General features: G+C 59.8%; 20 protein-coding genes and 5 tRNA genes. 7 read left to right on the top strand and 18 right to left on the bottom strand.

Annotation, left to right across the window (positions count from 1 at the left end):
- Positions 1-144 precede the first annotated feature (144 nt).
- From asd to leuC, 5 genes are all read right to left on the bottom strand, one after another.
- Entirely contained in the window at positions 145-1,257 is a 1,113-nt protein-coding gene (gene asd, locus KJF94_RS06665) for an aspartate-semialdehyde dehydrogenase (RefSeq protein WP_046026895.1), read from the bottom strand.
- Positions 1,258-1,326: 69 nt separating this feature from the next.
- Positions 1,327-2,409 carry a 3-isopropylmalate dehydrogenase gene (leuB, locus tag KJF94_RS06660; RefSeq protein WP_214382082.1) on the bottom strand — a complete coding sequence of 361 codons (1,083 nt, stop codon included), beginning with the start codon at positions 2,407-2,409 and terminating at the stop codon, positions 1,327-1,329.
- Between the two features lie 80 nt (positions 2,410-2,489).
- Entirely contained in the window at positions 2,490-3,257 is a 768-nt protein-coding gene (locus tag KJF94_RS06655) for a class I SAM-dependent methyltransferase (protein WP_214382080.1), read from the bottom strand.
- A 136-nt stretch (positions 3,258-3,393) separates the two neighbouring features.
- Positions 3,394-4,038, bottom strand: a complete 645-nt coding sequence (gene leuD, locus KJF94_RS06650; RefSeq protein ID WP_157711688.1) for a 3-isopropylmalate dehydratase small subunit — start codon at positions 4,036-4,038, stop codon at positions 3,394-3,396.
- A gap of 11 nt (positions 4,039-4,049) precedes the next feature.
- Positions 4,050-5,468: a 3-isopropylmalate dehydratase large subunit gene (gene leuC / locus KJF94_RS06645; RefSeq protein ID WP_214382078.1), complete on the bottom strand. Its 1,419-nt coding sequence runs from the start codon at positions 5,466-5,468 to the stop codon at positions 4,050-4,052.
- Between the two features lie 148 nt (positions 5,469-5,616).
- Here leuC and KJF94_RS06640 point away from each other — a divergent pair, with 148 nt between their 5' ends.
- Both KJF94_RS06640 and KJF94_RS06635 read left to right on the top strand, forming a co-directional pair.
- Positions 5,617-6,507, top strand: coding sequence for a LysR family transcriptional regulator (locus KJF94_RS06640; protein WP_214382076.1), 891 nt, complete (start codon positions 5,617-5,619; stop codon positions 6,505-6,507).
- A gap of 66 nt (positions 6,508-6,573) precedes the next feature.
- Positions 6,574-9,852 (top strand): PAS domain S-box protein, encoded by a 3,279-nt coding sequence (locus tag KJF94_RS06635; protein ID WP_214382074.1) that lies wholly within the window; start codon positions 6,574-6,576, stop codon positions 9,850-9,852.
- A 159-nt stretch (positions 9,853-10,011) separates the two neighbouring features.
- On the opposite strand, the gene KJF94_RS06630 is transcribed toward KJF94_RS06635, so the two are convergent.
- From KJF94_RS06630 to gltX, 10 genes are all read right to left on the bottom strand, one after another.
- Complete coding sequence (locus tag KJF94_RS06630; protein ID WP_214382072.1) at positions 10,012-10,458, bottom strand: Hsp20 family protein; 447 nt, start codon at positions 10,456-10,458, stop codon at positions 10,012-10,014.
- Between the two features lie 120 nt (positions 10,459-10,578).
- Positions 10,579-11,538 carry a tRNA dihydrouridine synthase gene (locus tag KJF94_RS06625; RefSeq protein WP_214382070.1) on the bottom strand — a complete coding sequence of 320 codons (960 nt, stop codon included), beginning with the start codon at positions 11,536-11,538 and terminating at the stop codon, positions 10,579-10,581.
- Positions 11,539-11,710: 172 nt separating this feature from the next.
- Positions 11,711-12,148 carry an acyl-CoA thioesterase gene (locus tag KJF94_RS06620; RefSeq protein ID WP_214382068.1) on the bottom strand — a complete coding sequence of 146 codons (438 nt, stop codon included), beginning with the start codon at positions 12,146-12,148 and terminating at the stop codon, positions 11,711-11,713.
- 48 nt (positions 12,149-12,196) lie between these two features.
- Positions 12,197-13,030, bottom strand: coding sequence for an alpha/beta fold hydrolase (locus KJF94_RS06615; protein WP_214382066.1), 834 nt, complete (start codon positions 13,028-13,030; stop codon positions 12,197-12,199).
- Between the two features lie 31 nt (positions 13,031-13,061).
- Complete coding sequence (locus KJF94_RS06610) at positions 13,062-13,601, bottom strand: TetR/AcrR family transcriptional regulator (protein WP_214382064.1); 540 nt, start codon at positions 13,599-13,601, stop codon at positions 13,062-13,064.
- Between the two features lie 184 nt (positions 13,602-13,785).
- Positions 13,786-13,861 (bottom strand) — tRNA-Glu (locus KJF94_RS06605).
- An 80-nt stretch (positions 13,862-13,941) separates the two neighbouring features.
- Positions 13,942-14,017: transfer RNA gene (locus KJF94_RS06600), tRNA-Ala, on the bottom strand.
- Between the two features lie 53 nt (positions 14,018-14,070).
- Positions 14,071-14,146 (bottom strand) — tRNA-Glu (locus KJF94_RS06595).
- A gap of 79 nt (positions 14,147-14,225) precedes the next feature.
- Positions 14,226-14,301 (bottom strand) — tRNA-Ala (locus tag KJF94_RS06590).
- Between the two features lie 237 nt (positions 14,302-14,538).
- Entirely contained in the window at positions 14,539-16,020 is a 1,482-nt protein-coding gene (gene gltX, locus KJF94_RS06585) for a glutamate--tRNA ligase (RefSeq protein WP_084318017.1), read from the bottom strand.
- Positions 16,021-16,240: 220 nt separating this feature from the next.
- Between gltX and KJF94_RS06580 the strand changes: the two genes are divergently transcribed.
- Both KJF94_RS06580 and KJF94_RS06575 read left to right on the top strand, forming a co-directional pair.
- Positions 16,241-17,290: an HlyD family secretion protein gene (locus KJF94_RS06580; RefSeq protein WP_214382062.1), complete on the top strand. Its 1,050-nt coding sequence runs from the start codon at positions 16,241-16,243 to the stop codon at positions 17,288-17,290.
- Positions 17,280-18,830, top strand: a complete 1,551-nt coding sequence (locus tag KJF94_RS06575) for an MDR family MFS transporter (RefSeq protein ID WP_489676602.1) — start codon at positions 17,280-17,282, stop codon at positions 18,828-18,830. The genes KJF94_RS06580 and KJF94_RS06575 overlap by 11 nt, the downstream gene beginning before the upstream one ends.
- 135 nt (positions 18,831-18,965) lie before the next feature.
- On the opposite strand, the gene uvrB is transcribed toward KJF94_RS06575, so the two are convergent.
- Positions 18,966-20,981: an excinuclease ABC subunit UvrB gene (gene uvrB, locus KJF94_RS06570; RefSeq protein ID WP_017339647.1), complete on the bottom strand. Its 2,016-nt coding sequence runs from the start codon at positions 20,979-20,981 to the stop codon at positions 18,966-18,968.
- 338 nt (positions 20,982-21,319) lie between these two features.
- Here uvrB and KJF94_RS06565 point away from each other — a divergent pair, with 338 nt between their 5' ends.
- Positions 21,320-22,516 (top strand): amino acid aminotransferase, encoded by a 1,197-nt coding sequence (locus KJF94_RS06565; RefSeq protein ID WP_214382061.1) that lies wholly within the window; start codon positions 21,320-21,322, stop codon positions 22,514-22,516.
- Between the two features lie 239 nt (positions 22,517-22,755).
- The gene (locus KJF94_RS06560; RefSeq protein ID WP_084318022.1) at positions 22,756-22,965 is read left to right on the top strand and encodes a hypothetical protein; all 210 of its coding nucleotides are present in this window, start codon (positions 22,756-22,758) and stop codon (positions 22,963-22,965) included.
- Here KJF94_RS06560 and KJF94_RS06555 read toward each other — a convergent pair.
- A complete protein-coding gene (locus KJF94_RS06555; protein WP_008007186.1) occupies positions 22,962-23,192 on the bottom strand; it encodes a hypothetical protein in 231 nt (76 codons plus the stop codon). The genes KJF94_RS06560 and KJF94_RS06555 overlap by 4 nt on opposite strands.
- A 227-nt stretch (positions 23,193-23,419) precedes the next feature.
- On the opposite strand from KJF94_RS06555, the gene KJF94_RS06550 reads away from it, so the two are divergent.
- Positions 23,420-23,495 (top strand) — tRNA-Asn (locus KJF94_RS06550).
- Between the two features lie 117 nt (positions 23,496-23,612).
- Here KJF94_RS06550 and KJF94_RS06545 read toward each other — a convergent pair.
- On the bottom strand, positions 23,613-25,130 hold the full coding sequence (locus KJF94_RS06545) for a nucleobase:cation symporter-2 family protein (RefSeq protein ID WP_214382059.1): 1,518 nt from the start codon (positions 25,128-25,130) through the stop codon (positions 23,613-23,615).
- Between the last annotated feature and the right edge of the window lie 58 nt (positions 25,131-25,188).

Here is a 25,188-nt window from a genome sequence, read left to right as displayed (position 1 = left end):
AAATTTTGTGTATGACACCAACCACTGTGGGAGCGGGCTTGCCCGCGATGGGGCCGGGTCAGGCAACCGATCAACGTCAGAATGTTGCCCATAAAAAAACCCGCACCTCTTTCAAGGCACGGGCTCTTTGATTACTTCAATCAATCAACGCTCAAGCAGAATCCGCAACATGCGACGCAGCGGCTCGGCCGCGCCCCACAGCAGCTGGTCGCCGACGGTGAACGCGCCGACGAACTGCGAACCCATGTTCAGCTTGCGCAGACGACCCACCGGAACATTCAGGGTGCCGGTGACCTTCGTCGGGCTCAGCTCCTGCATGCTGATGTCGCGGTTGTTCGGCACCAGTTTGACCCAAGGGTTGTGCTGGCTGATCAGCCCTTCGATGTCGGCGATCGGCACATCTTTGTTCAGCTTGATGGTCAGCGCCTGGCTGTGGCAGCGCATGGCGCCGATGCGCACGCAGATACCGTCCACCGGGATCGGGCTCTTGAAGCGACCGAGAATCTTGTTGGTCTCGGCCTGGGCCTTCCACTCTTCGCGGCTCTGACCGTTCGGCAGTTCCTTGTCGATCCACGGGATCAGGCTGCCGGCCAGCGGTACGCCGAAGTTTTCGGTCGGGTACGCATCGCTGCGCATGGCTTCGGCCACACGGCGGTCAATGTCGAGGATGGCGCTGGCCGGGTCGGCCAGTTGATCGGCGACAGCAGCGTGGGTCGCGCCCATTTGCTTGATCAGTTCACGCATGTTCTGCGCGCCGGCACCGGAGGCCGCCTGATAAGTCATGGCGCTCATCCACTCCACCAGGCCGGCTTCGAACAGACCGCCCAGGCCCATCAGCATCAAGCTGACGGTGCAGTTGCCGCCGATGTAATTCTTGGTGCCCGCGTCGAGCTGCTGGTCGATGACCTTGCGGTTCACCGGGTCCAGCACGATCACTGCGTCATCCTGCATGCGCAGGCTGGAAGCGGCGTCGATCCAGTAACCCTGCCAGCCGGCTTCGCGCAGCTTCGGGAACACTTCGCTGGTGTAGTCGCCACCCTGGCAGGTCAGAATCACGTCGAGGGTTTTCAGCTCTTCAATGCTGTAAGCGTCCTTGAGCGGAGCAATGTCCTTGCCCACGGACGGGCCTTGGCCACCGACATTGGAAGTGGTGAAAAACACCGGCTCGATAAGATCGAAATCCTGCTCTTCCAGCATCCGCTGCATGAGCACGGAACCGACCATACCGCGCCAACCGATCAGACCTACACGTTTCATCGCAACTACACCTTCTTTAAAAAGTGGGCCGCTGCTTTCAAGAGTGAAAGTTGCAGCGGGCCCGAGAGATTACAGATTCCGCAGCGCGGCGACTACTGCGTCACCCATTTCCTGCGTACCGACTTTAGTGCAACCGGTCGACCAGATGTCGCCCGTCCGCAGGCCTTGGTCCAGAACCAGACTGACGGCTTTCTCGATCGCGTCCGCCGCGCCCTGCTGGTTGAAGCTGTAGCGCAACATCATCGACACCGACAAAATGGTCGCCAGCGGGTTGGCAATGCCTTTGCCCGCGATGTCCGGCGCCGAACCGTGGCAAGGCTCGTACATGCCCTTGTTGTTGGTGTCCAGGGAAGCCGACGGCAGCATGCCGATGGAACCGGTGAGCATCGACGCCTGGTCAGACAGGATGTCGCCGAACATGTTGTCGGTGACGATCACGTCGAACTGCTTCGGTGCACGCACCAGTTGCATGGCGGCGTTGTCGACGTACATGTGGCTCAGTTCGACTTCAGGGTAATCCTTGGCCACTTCCTCGACGATTTCACGCCACAACTGGCTGGAAGCCAGGACGTTGGCCTTGTCCACCGAGCACAGCTTCTTGCCACGCACCATGGCCATGTCGAAACCGACACGGGCGATGCGGCGGATTTCGCTTTCGCTGTACGGCAGCGTGTCATAGGACTGACGCTCGCCGTTTTCCAGGGTGCGGGTGCCGCGTGGCGCGCCGAAGTAGATACCGCCAGTCAGTTCGCGAACGATCAGGATGTCCAGACCGGAAACGATTTCCGCTTTCAGGCTGGAAGCTTCGGCCAGTTGCGGGTACAGGATCGCCGGGCGCAGGTTGCCGAACAGACCCAGTTGCGCACGAATTTTCAGCAGGCCGCGCTCAGGACGGATGTCACGTTCGATGGTGTCCCATTTCGGACCGCCCACGGCGCCCAGCAAGACAGCGTCGGCTGCGCGAGCACGCTCCAGGGTTTCGTCGGCCAGTGGCACGCCGTGCTTGTCGATGGCGGCGCCGCCGATCACATCGTGGCTCAGCTCGAAGCCCAGGCTGTACTTGTCGTTGGCCAGTTCCAGCACCTTGACCGCTTCGGCCATGATTTCCGGACCAATACCATCACCCGGGAGAATCAGAATCTGCTTGCTCATGCTTTCCTCATGTCTTCAGTCGGTGTGCCCTTTGAGCACACCCGGAAAAATTCTATCTTTCGACGGCAATCGTTCAGAGCCTATCGTTCAGCCATCAGTACCAGCACATCTGTACTGAACGAACCATCGGCCTCAATCTCAAAATATTCGCGCACTTCGTTGCCCATCGACTGCTGCAACTCGCGGATCGCGGCGCGCATCACTTGTGGCGTGCGCATGCGCTCGACCCAGCTGTTGTACTCCAGACGCAGGCGTTGGCGCGTAGTGGTGCGAGTGTGCAACCCCGCTTCGCTGACCTGACGCAACCACTCACCGGCGGAATAATCGCGCACATGGCTGGTGTCGCGCAGCACTTCGACGCTTTGCAGGTAAGTGTCGAACAACGGGCTGCCCGGTGACAACACGTCGACGAACGCCGCCACACCGCCCGGCTTCAGCACCCGGCGAACTTCACGCAGGGCCAGGCCGAGATCGCTCCAATGGTGCGCCGAATAACGGCTGAAGACGAAATCGAACTCGCCATCGGCGAACGGCAGGCGTTCGGCGGCGCCGAGGACCGTGGTCACATTACTCAAACCCCGATCAACGGCTGCGGCAGCGACCACGTCGAGCATTTGCTGCGAGAGGTCGTAGGCCACCACTTCTTTCACCAGCGAGGCCACGTGGAAACTCACATGACCGGCGCCGCAGCCCAGGTCCAGTACCCGAGCATCGCCCTGCTCGGCCACTTCGGCTTGTAGCAGTGCGAATTCGGTGCCTTGAGCGTGAACGGCGCTGCTCAGATAGGCCGAGGCCTGTTCACCGAATTGCTTTTGTACAACCTGAGCGTGCTGGGCGGTGCTGGTCATAGTCATATCCTTGATATATGTGTTGTCTGAGCTGCCGTCATCGCGAGCAGCCTCGCTCCCACAGGGTTTTGTGAACGCCGCAAATCAATGTGGGAGCCAGCCTGCTGGCGATGGCGTCATCACGCCTTACGCAAACTTACGCGTCGCGAAACAACCACGGCTGGCTAGCCCGGTGCTTGGCTTCAAACGTCGCAATCGCCTCGTGGTCCTGCAAGGTCAAACCGATGTCATCCAGGCCATTGAGCAGGCAATGCTTACGGAATGCGTCGATTTCGAAGCTCAACACTTTGCCGTCCGGACGGGTCACGGTCTGGGCTTGCAGATCTACCTGCAATTGGTAGCCAGGATTCGCTTCAACCTGTTGGAACAGTTCATCAACCTCAGCGTCGCTCAAGATGATCGGCAGCAAGCCGTTCTTGAAGCTGTTGTTGAAGAAGATGTCGGCGTAGCTCGGCGCAATGATGCTGCGGAAACCGTACTCTTCCAGCGCCCACGGCGCGTGTTCACGGCTGGAGCCGCAACCGAAGTTTTCGCGGGCCAGCAACACGCTGGCGCCTTGATAACGCTCGGCATTGAGGACGAAGTCCTTGTTCAACGGGCGTTTGGAGTTGTCCTGATATGGCTGGCCCACATCCAGATAACGCCATTCATCGAACAGGTTCGGGCCAAAACCCGTGCGCTTGATCGACTTCAAGAACTGCTTCGGGATGATCTGGTCGGTGTCGACGTTGGCACGATCCAGAGGCGCGACAAGACCAGTGTGCTGGGTAAAAGCTTTCATGCTGCGCTCCTTTAGATCAATTCACGGACGTCGACGAAACGACCGTTCACCGCGGCGGCGGCGGCCATGGCCGGGCTCACGAGGTGGGTACGACCACCGGCGCCCTGACGGCCTTCGAAGTTACGGTTGGAGGTCGATGCGCAATGCTCGCCCGACTCCAAACGGTCCGGGTTCATCGCCAGGCACATCGAGCAACCCGGCTCGCGCCATTCAAAACCGGCGTCGAGGAAAATCTTGTCCAGACCTTCCGACTCGGCCTGCGCCTTCACCAGGCCCGAGCCCGGCACCACGATGGCCTGCTTGATGGTCGAAGCCACTTTGCGGCCCTTGGCGATGACGGCTGCAGCGCGCAGGTCTTCGATCCGCGAGTTGGTGCAGGAACCGATGAACACGCGGTCCAGCTGAATGTCGGTGATCGCCTGATTGGCGGTCAGCCCCATGTATTTCAACGCGCGCTCGATGGAACCGCGCTTGACCAGGTCCATTTCCTTCGCAGGATCGGGAACGTTCTGGTCAACAGCCAACACCATCTCGGGCGAGGTGCCCCAGCTGACTTGCGGTTTGATCTGGGTCGCATCGAGTTCGACGATGGTGTCGAATTTGGCGTCTTTATCGGTCACCAAGTCTTTCCAGGCTTCGACGGCCAAGTCCCATTCCGCACCTTTCGGAGCAAATGGACGACCCTTCACGTACGCCACGGTTTTTTCATCCGCCGCCACCAGGCCTACGCGAGCGCCGGCCTCGATGGACATGTTGCAGATGGTCATGCGGCCTTCAACAGACAGATCGCGAATCGCACTACCGGCGAACTCGATCGCATGGCCGTTACCGCCAGCGGTACCGATCTTGCCAATGACCGCGAGAACGATGTCCTTGGCGGTCACGCCGAACTGCAATTTGCCTTCGACGGACACCAGCATATTCTTCATTTTCTTGGCGACCAGGCACTGGGTGGCGAGCACGTGCTCGACCTCGGAGGTGCCGATACCGTGAGCCAAAGCGCCGAATGCGCCGTGGGTCGAGGTGTGGGAGTCGCCGCAGACCACGGTCATGCCCGGCAAGGTCGCGCCCTGCTCCGGGCCGATCACGTGAACGATGCCTTGACGCACATCATTCATCTTGAATTCGACGATGCCATATTCGTCGCAGTTGTCGTCGAGGGTCTGAACCTGCAGACGCGAGACCTGGTCGACAATGGCGTCAATGCCGCCCTTGCGCTCCGGCGTGGTCGGTACGTTGTGGTCCGGGGTCGCGATGTTGGCATCGATGCGCCAAGGCTTGCGCCCGGCCAGACGCAGGCCTTCAAAGGCTTGCGGCGAGGTCACTTCATGGATGATGTGACGATCGATGTAGATCAGCGCAGAGCCATCGTCGCGCTGTTTGACCAAATGCGAATCCCAGAGCTTGTCGTAGAGCGTTTTGCCGGCCATCAGACGGTTTCCTCATCAGCTTGTTTCTATGCCCCGGGTTCTGAACAGTTCAATAACCCTTTGGCTTGTGAGGTCGATCCTAGGGGGTTACATTAAATAACTCAAATTCATATTTTTTATGCTTTGGATAACCAACTGGAATACATAAATGGACCTCGCCAACCTCAATGCTTTTATTGCCATCGCCGAGACCGGAAGCTTCTCCGGTGCCGGTGAACGGTTGCACCTGACGCAACCGGCGATCAGCAAACGCATTGCCGGGCTGGAGCAGCAATTGAAGGTGCGCCTGTTTGACCGCCTGGGCCGCGAAGTCGGTCTGACCGAAGCCGGTCGCGCCCTGCTGCCGCGGGCTTATCAGATTCTGAACGTGCTGGACGACACCCGCCGCGCCCTGACCAACCTGACCGGTGAAGTCAGCGGCCGCCTGACCCTGGCCACCAGTCACCACATCGGCCTGCACCGTTTGCCGCCCTTATTAAGGGAGTTCACCCGCCGCTACCCACAAGTCGCGCTGGATATTCAGTTCCTCGATTCGGAAGTGGCCTACGAAGAAATCCTCCATGGTCGCGCCGAGCTTGCCGTCATCACCCTCGCGCCGGAGCCCCACGCATTGGTCAAGGCCACGCCGGTGTGGGACGACCCGCTGGATTTCGTGGTCGCGCCGGAGCATTCACTGATCAGCAATGGCGCGGTCAACCTGGCGGACATCGCCCTGCATCCGGCCGTGTTTCCCGGCGGCAACACCTTTACTCACCACATCGTCCAGCGCCTGTTCGAAGCGCAAGGCTTGACGCCGAACATCGCCATGAGCACGAATTATCTGGAAACCATCAAGATGATGGTCTCGATCGGCCTGGCCTGGAGCGTGTTGCCGCGCACCATGCTCGACGATCAAGTTGCACGAATACCTTTGCCGGGCATACAACTGTCTCGCCAGCTAGGCTATATCTTGCACACCGAACGGACGCTGTCGAACGCAGCACGGGCTTTTATGGCCTTGCTGGATGCACAAATCGATCTGCCAGGGACTCAAGGCTAACTTGTGCTACTCCTATAGAGCCGCGAAATCCTGTGCCTAACGCCCAATTCAGCCCAAGGCCTGCCAATGCCGAAATCTGTTGACCGTATTCCGCCGATGCCACGTATACAGGCGCTTGACCCGAAACGGTCCGAGCAGAGTTGGGAAAGCGCGCCGCAGTTGCTGGCCGCCCTCAACGGAGCACGTCTGGGCGCCTGGTATTGGGACATCGAGCGCGGGCAGATCAGTTGGTCGCGGGGTACGCAGGCTTTGTTCGGCTTCGATCCCCGGCAGCCATTGCCGGCCGACCTGGAATACCTCGACCTGCTGCCGCCCGAAGACCGGGCCAAAACCATTCGCGCGTTCCACGCCGTGATTGCCGGCGCTCCGCTGGAGCAGGCAATGCACCACCGCATTCGCTGGCCCGATGGCAGCCTTCACTGGCTGGAGATCAATGGCAGTTTGCTGCCGGATAAACACGGTCGGCCGCGCATGATCGGGGTGATCCGCGAAATCACCCACCAGCGCCAGCGCGAACAGGCGCTGAGCAGCTCGGAAAAACGTTTCGCGACGCTGTTTCACCTGTGTCCGAACATGGTACTTCTGACCCGCCAGGAAGACGGGCTGATCACCGAGGCCAACCAGTATTTCGAAAGCCTGTTCGGCTGGCCGGTGCAGAACGCAATTGGCCGCACCACGATAGAACTGGGCCTGTGGGTGCACCCGGAACAACGCGAAAAACTGGTCAAGGCGACCAAGGCCAAAGGCGAGCTGATCAGCATGGAAGTGCAGTTCCGCGCCAGCAATGGCCAGATCCACGACGGCATCCTCAGCGCGCAAAAAGTCGAACTCGAGGGCCAGCCCTATCTGCTCAGTACCTTCCTCGACACCACCGAACGCAAGGCCGCCGAACTCGCCCTGAAAGACAGCCAGGAGCGCCTCGATCTGGCGCTGGATTCGGCGCAACTCGGCACCTGGGACTGGCACATTCCCAGCGGCATGCTCTATGGCTCGGCCCGGGCCGCCCAGTTGCACGGGCTGGAACCCAAACCGTTCCATGAATCCTTCGAAGCGTTTTTCGAAGGCGTGCCCGGCGAAGAGCGCGACAGCATGCGCGATGCCTATCGCAGCCTGCGCGAAGGTCCGGCGGGCAACTATCAGTTGACCTACCGCGTACAGCTGGAGGACGGCACTTCGCGCTACCTGGAAAGCCGCGCCCGCCTCTACCGCGATGATAACGGCGTGCCGGTGCGCATGGCCGGCACCTTGCTCGACATTACGGATCAGGTCGAGCGCGAGCAGATGCTGGTCGCCTCCGAAGAGAAATTTGCCACCCTGTTCCAGGTCAGTCCGGACCCGATCTGCGTCACCCGCCAGGACACCGGCCAGTTCATCGAAATCAACTCCAGTTTCACCCAGACCTTCGGCTGGAGCACCGCCGAGGTGATTGGTCGCAGCGCCGACGAAATCGGCCTGTGGGACGCGTCGGCAAAAAGCCTGCGCCGGATCGAACAAGTCATCCGCGAACAAGGCCTGAACAACGTCGCCATCCTCGTTCAGCACAAGGACGGTCAATCGCTGACCTGCGTGATTTCCAGCCGCCAGATCAGCGTCGGCGACCAGCCGTGTATCGTGACCACCTTGCGCGACATCACCCAGCAACAACGCTCGGAAGCGGCGCTCAAGGCCAGCGAAGAGAAGTTCGCCAAGGCTTTCCACTCCAGTCCCGACGCCATCACCATCACCGAACGCGACACCGGGCGCTATCTGGAGGTCAACGATGGTTTCTGCCGCCTGACCGGCTATCGCGCCGATGAAGTGGTCGGCCGCACGGTGTACCAGGTCGGCATCTGGGCCGAAGAAAAACAACGCTCGGCGCTGCTGGCCGAGCTACAGATCAAGGGCCGGGTGCATCACCAGGAGATGCTCGGCCGCAACAAGCGCGGCGAACTGCTGACCGTCGAAGTCTCGGTGGAACCGATCACGCTCAACGAAACTGCTTGCCTGCTGCTGACCGCGCGGGACGTCAGCCTGCTGAAAAACGCCGAAGCGCAGATCCGTCACCTGGCCTACCACGACCCGCTGACCAACCTGCCCAACCGCGCACTGTTGATGGACCGCCTGAGCCAGCAGATCGCCCTGCTCAAACGCCACAACCTGCGTGGCGCCCTGATGTTTCTCGATCTCGACCACTTCAAGCACATCAACGACTCGCTCGGCCACCCGGTGGGCGACACGGTGCTGAAGATCATCACCGCCCGCCTTGAAGCCAGCGTGCGCATGGAAGACACCGTCGCGCGACTCGGCGGCGACGAATTCGTGGTGTTGCTGAGCGGTCTGGAAGGTTCACGCAATGAAGTCAGCGCCCAGGTCCGCGACCTCGCGGACACCTTGCGCGAACTGCTGTCCGAGCCGATGTTCCTTGATGGTCAACGCCTGCAAGTGACGCCGAGTATCGGCATCGCGCTGATTCCCGATCACGGCTCGACCCCGACCGATTTGCTTAAACGCGCCGACATCGCGCTTTATCGGGCCAAGGATTCCGGGCGCAACACCACGCAGATGTACCACAACACCATGCAGAAGGCCGCCAGTGAACGCCTGCGCATGGAAACCGACTTGCGCCTGGCCCTTTCCCGGGGCGAGTTCGAGGTGCATTACCAGCCGCAGGTAGACGCTCGCGACAACCGTATCGTCGGTGCCGAAGCGCTGGTGCGCTGGAGCCATCCGGAGCTCGGCGCCCAATCGCCCACCGAATTCATCAAGGTGCTGGAAGACAGCGGGTTGATTCTGGAGGTCGGCACCTGGATCGTCGACGAAGTATGCGCGGCCTTCAAACGGTTGATCGCCAAGGGCCTGATCGACCCGTTGAATTTCAGCCTGTGCGTGAACATCAGTCCGCGGCAATTCCGCCAGAACGACTTCGTCGAGCGCATCGAACACAGCCTCGTCAGCCACGGCCTCCCCTGCTCGCTGCTGAAACTGGAAATCACCGAAGGCATCGTCATCCAGAATCTGGAAGACACCATCAGCAAAATGCGTCGCCTGAAAAAACTCGGCGTGAGCTTCGCCATGGACGACTTCGGCACCGGTTATTCCTCGCTGACCTACCTCAAGCGACTGCCGGTCGACACGCTGAAAATCGACCAGTCATTCATCCGCGACGCCACCACCGACCCCAACGACGCCGAGATCATCCGCGCCATCGTCGCCATGGCCCGCAGCCTGGAATTGAAAGTGATTGCCGAAGGGGTGGAGACCCCGGAGCAGCTTGAATTCTTGCAGGGGCTGGGCTGCCATTTTTATCAGGGGTATTTGCACAGCTCGCCGTTGCCGGTGGAGGCGTTCCAGAAACTCCTGAAATAACACGAACCCGTGTAGGAGCGAGCTTGCTCGCGATGAACGTTAACGATGACGCTCATTTTCTGGATAAACGAGCCCCGAAGTCCATCGCGAGCAAGCTCGCTCATACAGGGGACAAGGCACAAAAAAGGGCGCCATTGGCGCCCTTTTCATTGCCCAGCCTTAGTGCTGCAGCGCTGGTTTTTGTGTCCCGTTGATCGGGATACGTTTGGCTTTCGCCTCTTCCGGAACGATGCGCAGCAGGTCGATGTTCAGCAGACCGTTGCGCAGGTCGGCGGCCTTGATCTCGATATGATCGGCCAGGCGGAACGACAGTTTGAACGCGCGCTGGGCGATGCCTTGATGCAGGAAGGTCACGCCTTCAGTCGCGTCACGTTTGCCGCCACTGATGGTCAGCACACCCTTCTCGACTTGCAGGTCCAGGTCTTCTTCCTGGAAACCGGCCGCCGCCACGACGATGCGGTATTGATCATCACCGTGTTTTTCCACGTTGTAAGGTGGGTAGGTGCTGCCTGGCTCGTTGCGCAGGGCGGTTTCGAACAGGTCGTTGAAACGGTCGAAGCCTACCGAGGAACGGAACAGTGGAGCCAGGGAAAATGCAGTAGTCATGATTCAATCTCCTGAAAACAATCAGCAAGTTTTTTGTCTCCGCGACCCGAATTCGGCATCGCGTAATCCCTAAATAGGGACCGCTGATTGCTTTTCAAGAGATTGATTTCAGATTTTTTTTCAGGCCGCTTCAGCTACCTGCAAACCCAGCAAACGCGAAACCTGATCCAGTTCGGTTTCACGACGCAGGACGGTGAACAGCGCCACCGCTTCGGGATAATTGCGCGTCAGCATGGCCAGCCACTGCTTCAGGCGACCGGGCGACTGGCGGGGTGTCATCTGTGCCTTGGCCTGCAACCAGAAGTCCTGAATCAGCGGCAGCAGTTCGGCCCAGCTCATTTCGACCACTTCTTCACCGGCACGGGCGGCAGCGATTTGCCGGGCCAGGTCCGGACGCGACACCAGCCCGCGACCGAGCATGATGTCCTCCACACCGCTGATTTCGCGGCAACGGCGCCAGTCTTCAACGCTCCAGATATCACCATTGGCGAACACCGGCACCTTGACCACGTCCTGCACCCGGGGAATCCACTCCCAATGCGCTGGTGGCTTGTAACCATCCATCTTGGTCCGTGCATGCACCACGATGTGTTCCGCGCCGCCTTCGGCCAGGGCCGTGGCGCAGACCAGCGAACCGTCAGGGCTGTCGAAGCCAAGACGCATTTTCGCGGTGACCGGAATGTGCGCTGGAACGGCGCGACGGACATGCTCGACGATCTGGTTCAGAAGCTCGGGCTCTTTGAGCAACACCGCCCCACCGCGCGACTTGTTGACGGTCTTGGCCGGGCAACCGAAGTTCAGGTCGATGACTTCGGACCCCAGCTCGCAGGCCAGCGCGGCGTTTTCCGCCAGGCACACCGGATCGGAACCCAACAGCTGCACGCGCAACGGCACGCCAGACGCGGTGCGCGCACCCGTCAGCAGTTCAGGACCGAACTTGTGGAAATAGGCAGGCGTGAGCAACTGATCGTTGATCCGGATGAACTCGGTCACGCACCAATCGATACCGCCCACACGGGTCAGCACGTCCCGCAGGATGTTGTCGACCAACCCCTCCATGGGTGCCAAAGCAATTTGCATGAAAAACACACTCGACGAAAAACGTGCGGCAGTTTACTGGATTCCCTGTCGAAAGACTTGTTCATACCTCTGTGGCGAGGGAGCTTGCTCCCGTTAGAGTGCGCAGCACTCTCCATTGCAGGGGACCGCTTCGCGGTCCAACGGGAGCAAGCTCCCTCGCCACAGGACCGTGTCAGCTCGCAACTTGCAACGCCGGGCCATAGCCTTCAATGAACTCTGCAGGCATGCGCTTGGGCCTGCCCGTGGACAATTCGATACAGACAAACGTGGTTTGCGCCCGCAGCAACGTGGTGTTGTCGCTGGGACGTTTCAGCTGGAAGTGCCGGGTCATTTTCAGACGCTGATCCCAATCGACGATCCAGGTCGCCAGCTGCAACTCATCGCCCTCGTAGGCCGCGGCCAGGTAATCGATCTCGTGCCGCACCACCGCCATCGCCCGATCCAGCCGCCGATACTCGACCAGATCCAGACCCAGTCGCTGAGAGTGACGCCAGGCGCAGCGCTCGAGCCAGGTCACGTACACCGCGTTATTCGCGTGACCCAGCCCGTCGATGTCCTCGGCGCCCACTTCCAGATCGATGATAAATGGCGTTGCCCGATCCCAGCCCATGCCCCACTCCCGGTCAGATTATGTCGACCGGGGCAGTGTAACGGATGCTCAGGCCGATTGGCGCGATTGCAGGCTGCGGCCGGCCAGCAGTGATAACACGCCATCAATCACCCGAGGGTCAGCCAATACCCGTTGATGACCACCCTCTTCCAGTCGCAACAGACGGCTGTCGAACCAGGCTTCATTGATCAGTTGGGATTCCTTGACCGGAACGAAGCAGTCGTCTTCGGCGTGAACGATCAGCCCAGGCATGTCGAGTTGATAGTGCGAGACATCCAGTGCAGCGGCGCGCATGCCGACGTCTTTTTCGACCTGGCGAATGAACGCCGAACGAGCTTTTGGCGGCAGTCGCACATAGCGAGCGAAACCACGCAGCACCCCGAGAATCCGCGCCGGCGCAGCAATCGTCACCAGGGTTTCAGTGCGCAACCCCAACTGGACGGCGAGCATGGCGCTGGCACCGCCCATCGAGTGACCGATGACCGCCTGCAGTGGCGGCAACTCGGCGGCGGCCTCGAGCATGGCCCGGGCGAACAGCACGACATTTGCTTCATTGCCCGGTGAGCGACCATGCGCAGGGCCGTCCAGCGCAACGACGGTGTAACCGGCATCCACCAGCGCGGTGATCAGACTGGCAAACTGCGTCGGCCGGCCCTCCCAACCGTGCATCAGCAACACCGCCGGGCCTTGTCCCCAGCGCAACGCCGACAGGCCGAAACGTAAAGTGATGCGCTCGGATTTCGCCAGCAGCGGCAATTCCCAGTCACGCGGCGGCAGATCCCGCGGCGTCATGAATGCCAGTCGCATTTTGCTCGCGACCAGTTTCGGTGCAAACCAGCCCAAGGTGCCATTAACGCCACGAACCCACTTTAACGTGCTCATCGCTCTCACTCCTCAGGCCATTGCCTTCAGGTCATAACACCGCCGACTTGGCGGCACGCAGCAATCGATCGGACAATTCTCCTGGCCCCAGCGCCCGCGCCAGAGCCAGACCACCGACCATCAAGGCCATGTCGGCCAGGGCTTTGTCGGTGTCTTCCGGGCTGGCCGCCAACTGCGCGACCATCATTTCCACATGCTCATTCAACGCCACACGAAACGCGTCCGGCAGACGCCCCAGCTCGCCGACAGACGCCGGGATCGGGCACGCCGACTCAGAGGAATCACGGTGTTTGCGTGACAGGTAAAACGCAGCCACCAACGCGCGACGCTCTTCGCCGGTCAATTCAGTGTCCATGTCAGCGATCAGGCCACGGCGATGACCGAGCAGTTGCTTGAACGCTTCCAGCATCATCGCGTCCTTGCTTTCGAAATGCGCATAGAAGCCGCCAACCGTCAGGCCGGCTGCGCCCATCACTTCACCCACGCTCGGTTCGGCCGGGCCGCGCTGAATCAGCGCTGCGCTGGCGGCCTTGAGGATGCGTTCGCGGGTTTGAGCTTTTTTATCGTTCATCGTTGCCTCCGAATATTACGACTAGAATATTATTCTCATAATAATTTTACGCAAGTCGTGAGTGTGACCGTTGGTCTGATGCGCAGTTTGAAAGAAATGAGGGGATTTGGCCAAACGCCAGACAAACAAAAGGGCCATTCAATAATTGAATGACCCTTATAAAATCCCGCAGAGCGGGTAATCGTGGCGTCCCCTAGGGGACTCGAACCCCTGTTACCGCCGTGAAAGGGCGGTGTCCTAGGCCACTAGACGAAGGGGACGCAAAACCTTCTATACAACTGATCAGTGCTGAGAGCTGATCGATTCAAGGCCGGTGTGGCCAGACCTTGAACTGTAAAATTGGTGGAGCTAGACGGGATCGAACCGTCGACCTCTTGCATGCCATGCAAGCGCTCTCCCAGCTGAGCTATAGCCCCGGATTTTTCGCCTCGCGGCGGAGCGACATCTTGCAACATCGCTTCTGTAAAACTGGCGTCCCCTAGGGGACTCGAACCCCTGTTACCGCCGTGAAAGGGCGGTGTCCTAGGCCACTAGACGAAGGGGACGCAAACCCTTCTATACAACTGATCAACGCTGAGTGTTGATCCCTTCAAGGCCGGTGTGGCCAGACCTTGAAGTGTAAATTGGTGGAGCTAGACGGGATCGAACCGTCGACCTCTTGCATGCCATGCAAGCGCTCTCCCAGCTGAGCTATAGCCCCTCATCGCTGAGGACGGGGCGAATCTTAATGGCGCTTCGGAAACGTGTCAAATTTATTTTTAACAATTTCCAAACTTTTTTGCCGACATAACAATCACTTACCGCCCTGCCCCCGTAAATCCGGTGGTTACTGGATCTGTAGGAGCCAGGCTTGCCGGCGAATTTGACGCCGCGGTGTATCGGTTACACCGCGTCATCGTTCTTCGCGGGCAAGCCACGCTCCCACAAGGCCGTGTCGTCAGGCGATATTCGCCAGCAGTTTTTCCCACTCCTTGTTTTCCTTCTTCGACACGCCACCGAGCAAGTCGATCGCCTGACGCAGACGGAAACGCGTCAGGTCCGGGCCGAGGATTTCCATCGCATCGAGCACCGACACCGAGCTCGCCTGGCCAGTGATTGCAGCGAACATCAGCGGCATGGCGTCACGCAGCTTCAGCTCCAGGGATTCGACCACCGCTTGAATCGTTGCGGTGATGCTGTCTTTTTCCCACTGACGCAGGCTTTCGAGCTTCCACAGGATCAACTGCATCAACTGACGAACCTGATCGCCCGACAGCTTCTTCGATTCAAACAGCTTGGCATCCGGGTTCACGCCACCGGCGAAGAAGAAACCGGCCAGCGGTGCGACCTGGCTGAAGGTTTCAACGCGGCCCTGCACGTGCGGCGCGATCTTCATCATGTATTCAGGGTTGAGTGCCCAGGTTTGCAGGCGCGACGCGAACTCTTCCACCGGCAAATCACGCAGCCACTGGCCGTTGAGCCACGACAGCTTCTCGATGTCGAAAATCGGCCCGCCGAGGGAGACGCGGCTCAGGTCGAAGTTGTCGACCATTTCCTGCAGCGAGAACTTTTCGCGCTCGTCCGGCATCGACCACCCCATGCGCCCGAGGTAGTTGAGCATCGCTTCCGGCATGAAACCCATGCGCTCGTAGAACGTCACCGAGGTCGGATTCTTGCGCTTGGACAGCTTGCTCTTGTCCGGGTTACGCAGCAGCGGCATGTAGCACAGCTCCGGTTGTTCCCAGCCGAAGTATTCGTACAGAAGAATCAGCTTCGGTGCCGAAGGCAGCCACTCTTCGCCGCGCAGAACGTGGGTGATGCCCATCAGGTGGTCATCGACCACGTTGGCCAGGAAGTACGTCGGCAGGCCGTCGGTCTTCATCAGCACTTGCATGTCCATGCGATCCCACGGGATCTCGACGTCGCCACGCAGCATGTCCGGCACCACGCACACGCCTTCGCTCGGCACTTTCATGCGGATCACGTGCGGCTCGCCGGCGGCCAGGCGGCGCGCGACTTCTTCCTTGGAGAGCAACAGTGCACGACCGTCGTAACGCGGGGTTTCGCCGCGGGCCATTTGCTCGGCGCGCATCTGGTCCAGTTCTTCGGCGGTGCAGAAGCACGGGAACGCGTGCCCCATCTCGACCAGTTGCTGGCAGTACTTCTGATAGATGTCACCGCGCTCGCTTTGACGGTACGGACCGTGCGGGCCGCCAACGTCCGGACCTTCGCTCCAGTCGATACCCAGCCAGCGCAGGGCGTCGAAAATCTGCTGTTCGGACTCGCGGGTCGAACGCAATTGATCGGTGTCTTCGATCCGCAGGATGAACTCACCGCCGTGCTGCTTGGCAAAGCAGTAGTTGAACAAAGCGATGTAAGCGGTACCTACGTGGGGGTCCCCGGTAGGCGATGGCGCGATGCGCGTGCGGACGGTGGTCATGGCAAGTCTCGAAATGAAGATAAAACAAAGGGCGAATGGTAACAGGCGTTGCCCGCCCGGCTCCAGTAAGCAGGGCATTTAAGCCAAGTTTGCGTCTACAAAGTGCTTGAGCCGCGATGAATGATGGATTATCAGCCGATGGCATTTACCCACTATCGACTGTATGCCAGATTCACCTGCTGATAACTTTCCTTACAATTTCTCGACTACAGTTTGCCCCATGCCTGCCCAACTCAAGCGTCGCCTGTTTATTTTCCTGTTGATCGTCCTGCTGATTGCCGGGGGCTTTTTTGCCCAGTGGTTCTTCAAGGGACGGTTTTATGAAAGCACCGACAACGCCTATGTCCAGGGCGAGATCACCCGTGTGTCGAGCCAGTTGGGCGCGCGCATCGATCAGGTGCTGGTGCAGGACAACCAGCACGTCGAGAAAGGCCAGTTGCTGATCAAGCTCGAAGGCGATGATTTCCACCTCGCCGTCGACCGCGCCAACGCCGCTCTCGCCACCCGCCAGGCCGAACGCCTGCAAGCCCAGAGCAAACTGACCCAGCAAGCCAGCCTGATTGCCTCCAGCGAAGCGCAAGTTGCGTCCAGCCAGGCCAGCCTCGGTCGCTCGCAAATCGATTTGTCTCGCGCGCAAACCTTGCGCAAACCGGGCTACGTTTCCGAAGAGCGGGTAACCACCCTCTCCGCCGACAACCACATCGCCCGCTCGCAGGTGACCAAAGCCCAGGCGGATGCTCAAAGTCAGCGCCAGCAAGTCAATTCCCTGAGCGCCGAAATCAAGCGCCTCGACGCCATGATCGCCAACGCCAAAACCGATCTGGCCCAGGCGGAACTGAACCTGACCCGCAGCGAAATCCACGCCCCCATCAGCGGCATGATTGGTCAGCGTGCCGCCCGCGAAGGCCAATACGTGCAGGCCGGCGCTTATCTGATGTCGATCGTCCCGGACCAGGACATCTGGATTCAGGCCAACTTCAAGGAAACCCAGATCGGCCGCATGCAGCCCGGCCAGAAAGCCGAACTGACTTTCGACGCCTACAGCGACACGCCGATTGAAGCGCGGGTCGACAGCCTGTTCGCTGCCTCAGGCGCGCAGTTCAGCCTGTTGCCGCCAGACAATGCCACCGGCAACTTCACCAAAGTCGTACAACGGATTCCGGTAAAACTGACCTTCGCCGCGGACAGCCCGCTGCACGGCAAGATTCGTCCGGGCATGTCGGTCACCGCCAAAGTGAACATCAAAGACACCCCTGACGATGGCCGGTGATCAACTGATCCGCCCCGCCGGCGAACCGACCCGGCGGGACTGGATCGCGGTGATGAGCGTGATGCTCGGCGCGTTCATGGCGGTGCTCGACATTCAGATCACCAACTCGTCGCTCAAGGATATTCAGGGCGCGCTGTCGGCGACCCTGGAAGAAGGCTCATGGATTTCCACGTCGTATCTGGTTGCGGAGATCATCATGATTCCGCTGACGGCGTGGCTGGTGCAGCTGCTCTCGGCGCGCCGTTTGGCGGTGTGGGTCTCACTCGGGTTTCTTGCCGCCTCCCTGCTCTGTTCCATGGCGTGGAGCCTGGAAAGCATGATCATTTTCCGCGCGCTGCAAGGCTTCACCGGCGGCGCACTGATCCCTCTGGCGTTCACCCTGACACTGATCAAACTTCCCGAACACCACCGCGCAAAAGGCATGGCGATGTTCGCCATGACCGCCACATTCGCGCCCTCCATTGGCCCGACGCTCGGCGGCTGGCTGACGGAAAACTGGGGCTGGGAATACATCTTCTACATCAACATTCCGCCGGGCCTGATCATGATCGCCGGCCTGATGTATGGCCTGGAGAAAAAAGAAGCGCACTGGGAACTGCTGAAAAGCACTGACTACACCGGGATTGTCACCCTCGGTATAGGCCTCGGTTGTTTGCAGGTGTTTCTGGAGGAAGGCCATCGCAAGGACTGGCTGGAATCGGACCTGATCGTAGCGCTCGGCAGCATCGCGCTGGTCAGCCTGATCACCTTTGTGATCGTGCAGTTTTCCAAGCCCAACCCGCTGATCAACCTCGGCATCCTCGGCAATCGAAACTTCGGCTTATCGAGCATTTCCAGCATCGGGATGGGCGTCGGGTTGTATGGCTCGATCTATCTGTTGCCGCTGTACCTGGCGCAGATCCAGAACTACAACGCCCTGCAGATCGGCGAAGTGATCATGTGGATGGGTGTGCCGCAGCTGTTCCTGATTCCGCTGGTGCCGAAACTGATGAAGGTCATTTCGCCGAAATGGCTGTGCACGCTGGGGTTCGGGCTATTCGGGATGGCGAGCTTTTCCTCGGGCGTGCTGAACCCGGACTTTGCCGGACCGCAGTTCAATCAGATCCAGATCATCCGCGCGCTGGGTCAGCCGTTGATCATGGTGACAATCTCGTTGATCGCCACCGCGTACATCCTGCCGCAGGATGCGGGGTCAGCGTCGAGCCTGTTCAACATCCTGCGCAATCTCGGCGGCGCGATCGGCATCGCCCTCCTCGCCACGTTGCTGGATGCGCGGACCAAGACCTACTTTGATTATTTGCGTGAATCCATCGTGCCGAGCAACCCGCAGGTCGCCGAGCGCATGGCGTCGCTGACGGACCGGTTTGGCAGTGAAACGGCGGCGCTGGGCAAGCTCAGTGAGATCGCCCATCAGCAGGCGTCGATCATGGCTTACAACGATGCGTTTCATTTTGTCGGGATTGCGCTGGGGATCAGCATGCTGGCGGTGTTGCTGACCAGGAAGTTGCCGGTGGGGTTGAAGGCTGGCGAGGCGCACTAGTTGAGTATTGTGGCGTCAAGACTGGCCTCATCGCGAGCAGGCTCGCTCCCATATTGGATCGCGTTCACTGGGTCAACTCGGTCAACTGTGGGAGCGAGCCTGCTCGCGATGGCGGCCTGACAGGCACCGCAAATCTCAAACAGCGATCAACCGCTCCCGCAACTTGGTAATCTCATCGCGCATCTGCGCCGCCGCTTCGAATTCAAGATCGCGAGCCAACGCGTACATCTTCTCTTCCAAGGCTTTGATACGCTTGGCGACTTCGCCCGGCGAACGCAATTCGGCTTCGTACTTGGCGCTTTCCTCGGCGGCCTTGGCCATGCCTTTGCGCTTCTTGCTGCGCGAGCCCGGCACGGTGGCGCCTTCCATGATGTCGGCAACGTCCTTGAACACACCCTTCGGCGTAATGCCGTTGGCCAGGTTGAAAGCAATCTGCTTGTCGCGACGACGCTCGGTTTCGCCGATCGCCCGTTCCATGGAGCCGGTGATCCGGTCTGCGTAGAGAATCGCCCGACCGTTGAGGTTACGCGCCGCGCGACCGATGGTCTGGATCAGCGAGCGCTCGGAACGCAGGAAGCCTTCCTTGTCCGCATCGAGGATCGCCACCAGCGAGACTTCCGGCATGTCCAGGCCTTCACGCAGCAGGTTGATCCCCACCAATACATCGAAGGTGCCGAGACGCAAATCGCGGATGATTTCCACGCGCTCCACGGTGTCGATGTCCGAGTGCAGATAACGCACCCGCACGCCGTGGTCGGCCAGGTAATCGGTCAAGTCTTCGGACATGCGCTTGGTCAGTGTGGTGACCAACACCCGCTCTTCAAGGGCGACGCGCTTGGTGATTTCCGAAAGCAAATCGTCGACTTGGGTCAGCGCCGGACGGATTTCGATTTGCGGGTCCACCAGGCCGGTCGGGCGCACCAGTTGCTCGACCACCCGGCCCGCATGTTCCGCCTCGTAGTTGCCCGGCGTGGCCGAGACAAAAATCGTCTGCGGGCTGATGCCTTCGAACTCGTCGAAGCGCATTGGCCGGTTGTCCAGCGCCGAAGGCAGACGGAAGCCGTATTCCACCAGCGTTTCTTTACGTGAGCGGTCGCCCTTATACATGGCGCCGACCTGCGGCACGCTGACGTGGGATTCGTCGATCACCAGCAAGGCGTCGGCCGGCAAGTAATCGAACAAGGTCGGCGGCGCTTCACCGGAGGCACGGCCCGAGAGGTAGCGCGAGTAGTTTTCGATGCCGTTGCAGTAGCCCAGCTCGAGAATCATCTCCAGGTCGAAACGGGTGCGTTGCTCAAGACGTTGCGCTTCCACCAGTTTGTTGTTGGAACGCAAGTATTCCAGGCGCTCCTGCAACTCGACCTTGATCCCTTCGATGGCACCGAGCAGGGTTTCTCGCGGCGTTACGTAGTGGCTTTTCGGGTAGAAGGTGAAGCGCGGCAGCTTGCGGATCACCTCGCCGGTCAGCGGATCGAAGGCCGACAGGCTCTCGACTTCGTCATCGAACAGCTCGATGCGGATCGCTTCGAAATCGGATTCTGCCGGGTGAATGTCGATCACATCACCGCGCACGCGGAAGGTTGCGCGGGCGAAATCCATGTCGTTGCGGGTGTATTGCAGGTCCGCCAGGCGACGCAGCAAGGCGCGCTGATCGAGCTTGTCGCCCCGATCCACGTGCAGCACCATTTTCAAATAGGTTTCCGGACTGCCCAGACCGTAGATGCACGACACCGTGGTGACAATGATCGCGTCTTTGCGCTCCAGCAACGCTTTGGTCGCCGAGAGTCGCATCTGTTCGATGTGATCGTTGATCGAGGCGTCTTTCTCGATGAAGGTGTCCGAGGACGGCACGTAGGCTTCGGGCTGGTAATAGTCGTAGTAGGAAACGAAGTACTCGACAGCATTGTTCGGAAAAAACGCCTTGAATTCACCGTACAACTGCGCGGCCAGGGTCTTGTTCGGCGCCAGCACCAGCGTCGGGCGCTGAACCTGGGCGATGACGTTGGCGATGCTGAACGTCTTGCCCGAGCCGGTCACACCGAGCAACGTCTGGTGCGCCAGCCCGGCTTCGATGCCCTCGACCATCAGGCGAATGGCTTCCGGCTGATCGCCGGCGGGCTCGAAGCGGGTGACTAGCTGGAATTCAGACATGAAATACCCTCTGGGTCGCGCCCGTCCGGGCAAACCGGACAGCAACGAAAAAGACCACAAACGACCGACGTCGCCCGAGGAAAAAACTGGATTGTGCTCAATGTGGAGTCGATTGCCCTCGCTTTCAAGGCAAACGTCCTACATCCCTTGAAGTCTTTGACGGGATCAATCGACTAACGGTCGAAAAATAATCGGAAAAACTTACGGTAAAAGCCGAATCGACTGTCGCCATCAATCGCAGATGGCCTCTATACTAGCTCCCCGTTTGTGCACCGCTCTAGTGCATTCGGCTGGAGCGCGACACGTCCCTCCACTCTCCATTCAGAGCCGCCGCAAAAATGAGCCTGTTCTCCGCTGTCGAAATGGCACCACGCGATCCAATCCTGGGCCTCAACGAAGCATTCAACGCCGATACCCGTACCAACAAGGTCAACCTGGGGGTCGGTGTTTACTGCAACGAGGAGGGGCGAATTCCACTCCTGCGCGCCGTTGTCGAAGCCGAGACGATTCGCGTCGCTCAACACGCTTCCCGTGGCTACTTGCCAATCGATGGCATCGCTGCCTACGACCAGGCCGTTCAGAAACTGCTTTTTGGCAATGACTCGCCGCTGATCGCTGCTGGCCGCGTCATCACCACTCAGGCCGTTGGCGGTACTGGCGCCCTGAAAATCGGTGCCGACTTCCTCAAGCAACTGCTGCCGAACGCTGTCGTGGCGATCAGCGACCCAAGCTGGGAAAACCACCGCGCGCTGTTCGAAACCGCCGGTTTCCCGGTGCAGAACTATCGTTACTACGACGCCGCGACCCACGACGTTAACCGTGTCGGCCTGCTGGAAGACCTGAACGCCCTGCCGTCCGGTTCCATCGTTGTGCTGCACGCGTGCTGCCACAACCCGACCGGCGTGGACCTCAGCCCTGCGGACTGGAAAAACGTCCTGGAAGTGGTGAAGGCCAAAGGTCACGTGCCGTTCCTCGACATGGCCTACCAGGGCTTTGGCGATGGCATCGACGAAGACGCCGCCGCCGTGCGTCTGTTCGCTGAATCGGGCCTGACCTTCTTCGTCTCCAGCTCGTTCTCCAAATCCTTCTCGCTGTACGGCGAGCGCGTTGGCGCCCTGTCGATCGTCAGCGAATCGAAAGAAGAAAGCGCGCGCGTGCTGTCGCAAGTCAAACGCGTGATCCGCACCAACTACTCCAACCCGCCGACCCACGGTGCAAGCATCGTCGCCGCTGTGTTGAACAGCCCGGTACTGCGCGCCCAGTGGGAAGAAGAACTCGCCGAAATGCGCCTGCGGATTCGCGGCATGCGCACCCAGATGGTTGACCTGCTGGCGAAACAGGCTCCGCAACGTGACTTCAGCTTCGTCGGTCGTCAGCGCGGCATGTTCTCTTACTCCGGCCTCACGGTTGAGCAAGTGACCCGCCTGCGCAACGAGTTCGGCATCTACGCCCTGGACACCGGCCGCATCTGCGTCGCCGCGCTGAACCAGAGCAACATAGATGTCGTGACCAAGGCCATCGTTGCGGTGATCTGAGTCTTCCGGCACTACGAAAAACGGGAAGCCAAATGGCTTCCCGTTTTTTATTGGTCGCAGATAATTCTCGACCTCATGGCCGAGCGCTCTAGACTGCACATCATATTACTGTGGGAGCCGGGCTTGCCCGCGATGGAGCCATCACATTCAATATCAATGTTGGCTGACAGACCGCTATCGCGGGCAAGCCCGGCTCCCACAAGGTTTTGTGTACACCCTGAATTCTGACGAGAGCCCACATGAAAAACGATGACCTGCGCGCTGAGCGCGATGACCTGGATGACCTGAATGACTTCATCCCCCGCGTCCCGGCCAAACGCAGCAATAACCTGGTGCTGCAAGTGGCTGCGGGTGTGTTTCTCGGCGGTCTGGCCTTGTGGCTGGTGCAACTGGGCGCGACGCTGCTTTACGCCAAACTGATGCTCGCCACCGTTACCTTCGGCGGTTAAGCCAGTTCGGTCGCACGCTGGCTGGCCGCGTCGTCATAGGCGACGTACAGCGATTCGGCGACCTGGCTTTTGATGGCCTTGGTGCTTTCCAGGCCCAGGACAAAACCTTCGGCCTTGCCGCCTGCGCGGTTCAATTCGTCAGCGGTGCTGGCCTGAGTGATGGCGTCGAACAGTTTTTCGGCGTGGGGGCCGACCCCTTTGGGCAGGCTGATCTGTGCGATGCTCATGCGAACACCTCGTTGCTTCGGAATGCGAGGGCTGGGTAATTCATGGCGCGTACCTTTTCGGCGAATGGCCGGCAGCGCGTGTAACCACTTCCGGGCGGCCATGGTAGACCTCTGGTGCTGTTCTGGTAACCGCCAATCGCCGATAAACCACCGTCCGTCCCGATGAAACCCTCAAGTTGTTAACAGGTGCTTGACTTCTCTTTTTGAATCAGTAACATACACGCCATTCCGCGATAGCTCAGTTGGTAGAGCAAGTGACTGTTAATCACTGGGTCCCTGGTTCGAGTCCAGGTCGTGGAGCCAGACAGAAATAACGAAAAGCCCCTGAATCGAAAGGTTCAGGGGCTTTTTTGTGGTCGGCAGAAAAGTTGCGTTGTACGTCGATCATGTAAAAAGGCGCCCCGGAAGGCACCTTTTTATTCACACGTGCTCACTGCTTTTCGCAGGCATCGCCCGTGGCTCTCCATGCCCATGGTCCGCCTCCACCACCGGGATCTCTTTCCCGTCGCAGTCATGCAATTTGCCTTCGCTGAAGTAATCCCCTTCGCGCAACGCGGCCAGATCCTGATAACGCAGGACACGTTCAGTGCCCGCCGCAAACACCGACTGTTGATCCGAGTTGCCGGCGGTGAGGTGGTTGAAGGTCAGGTTCAGCACGATGGCCATGATCGCCGAGGAGCTGATGCCCGAGTGGAAGATCGTCGCGAACCAGCTGGGGAAGTGGTCGTAGAAATTCGGCGCGGCGATGGGGATCATGCCGAAACCGATGGAAGTGGCGACGATGATCAGGTTGACGTTGTTGCGGTAGTCGACCTTGGACAATGTACGAATGCCGCTGGCCGCCACGGTGCCGAACAGCACGATACCGGCACCACCCAGCACGGAAGTCGGCACGGCGGCGATGACCCGGCCCATGAAGGGCAATAGACCCAGGATTACCAGGAACAAGCCGCCGGTGGCCACCACGAAACGGCTCTTGATCCCGGTCACCGCCACCAGACCGACGTTCTGGGCGAACGCGCTTTGCGTGAAAGAACCGAAGATCGGCGCGATCATGCTCGACAGCATGTCGGCGCGCAGGCCGTTGCCCAGGCGTTTGGAGTCAACCTTGGTGCCGATGATTTCGCCGACGGCGAGGATGTCCGCCGAGGTTTCCACCAGCGTCACCATGACCACGATGCACATCGACAGGATCGCAGCAAAGTGGAAGGTGGGCATGCCGAAATGGAACGGCGTCGGGAAGCCGAACATCGGGCCTTGGGTGACGGACGAGAAGTCTGCCATGCCGAGAAACACCGCGATGATCGTGCCGATGACCATCGCCAGCAGGATCGACAAACGGGAGATCGTTGCACTGCCGATTTTGCTCAACAACAGCACCAGCACCAGCGTCACCGCCGCCAGACCGATGTTCGCCATGCTGCCGAAATCCGCCGCATGGCTGTTGCCGCCCATGGCCCAACGCGCGGCCACCGGCATCAGCGTCAGGCCAATGGTCGTGATCACGATGCCCGTGACCAGCGGCGGGAAGAATTTGGTGATGCGCGAGAACACGGGGGTGATCAGCAATCCGATCAACGATGCGGCAATCACCGCGCCGAGAATCGACTGAAACCCGCCCTCCCCGCCACTGCTGACGATCGCCACCATGGTCGCGACGCCGGAGAACGACACGCCCTGCACCAGTGGTAACTGGCAGCCGAAAAACGGTAAACCGAGGGTCTGCAGCAATGTCGCCAAGCCCCCCGCAAACAATGAAGCAGCAATCAACAAACCGATGTCCGCCGGCGAGAGCCCGGCCGCCTGGCCGATAATCAACGGCACAGCGACGATACCGCCGTACATGGTCAGAACATGTTGCAGGCCGTAAGCCATATTCGCGCCGACCCCGAGGTTTTCGTCCTCAGGCCGTTGGTGTGAAACATGGGGCGTTTTCATGGTTGGGGGGTTCCCTGGTTTTTGTTATGCGCACACTGTATGCAAGACTCAGGACAAA

Source organism: Pseudomonas hormoni (assembly GCF_018502625.1).
Taxonomy (GTDB): Bacteria; Pseudomonadota; Gammaproteobacteria; order Pseudomonadales; family Pseudomonadaceae; genus Aquipseudomonas; species Aquipseudomonas hormoni.
The sequence above is the reverse complement of the archived record's forward strand: the minus strand, read 5'-3'. Positions and strand labels throughout refer to the sequence as shown.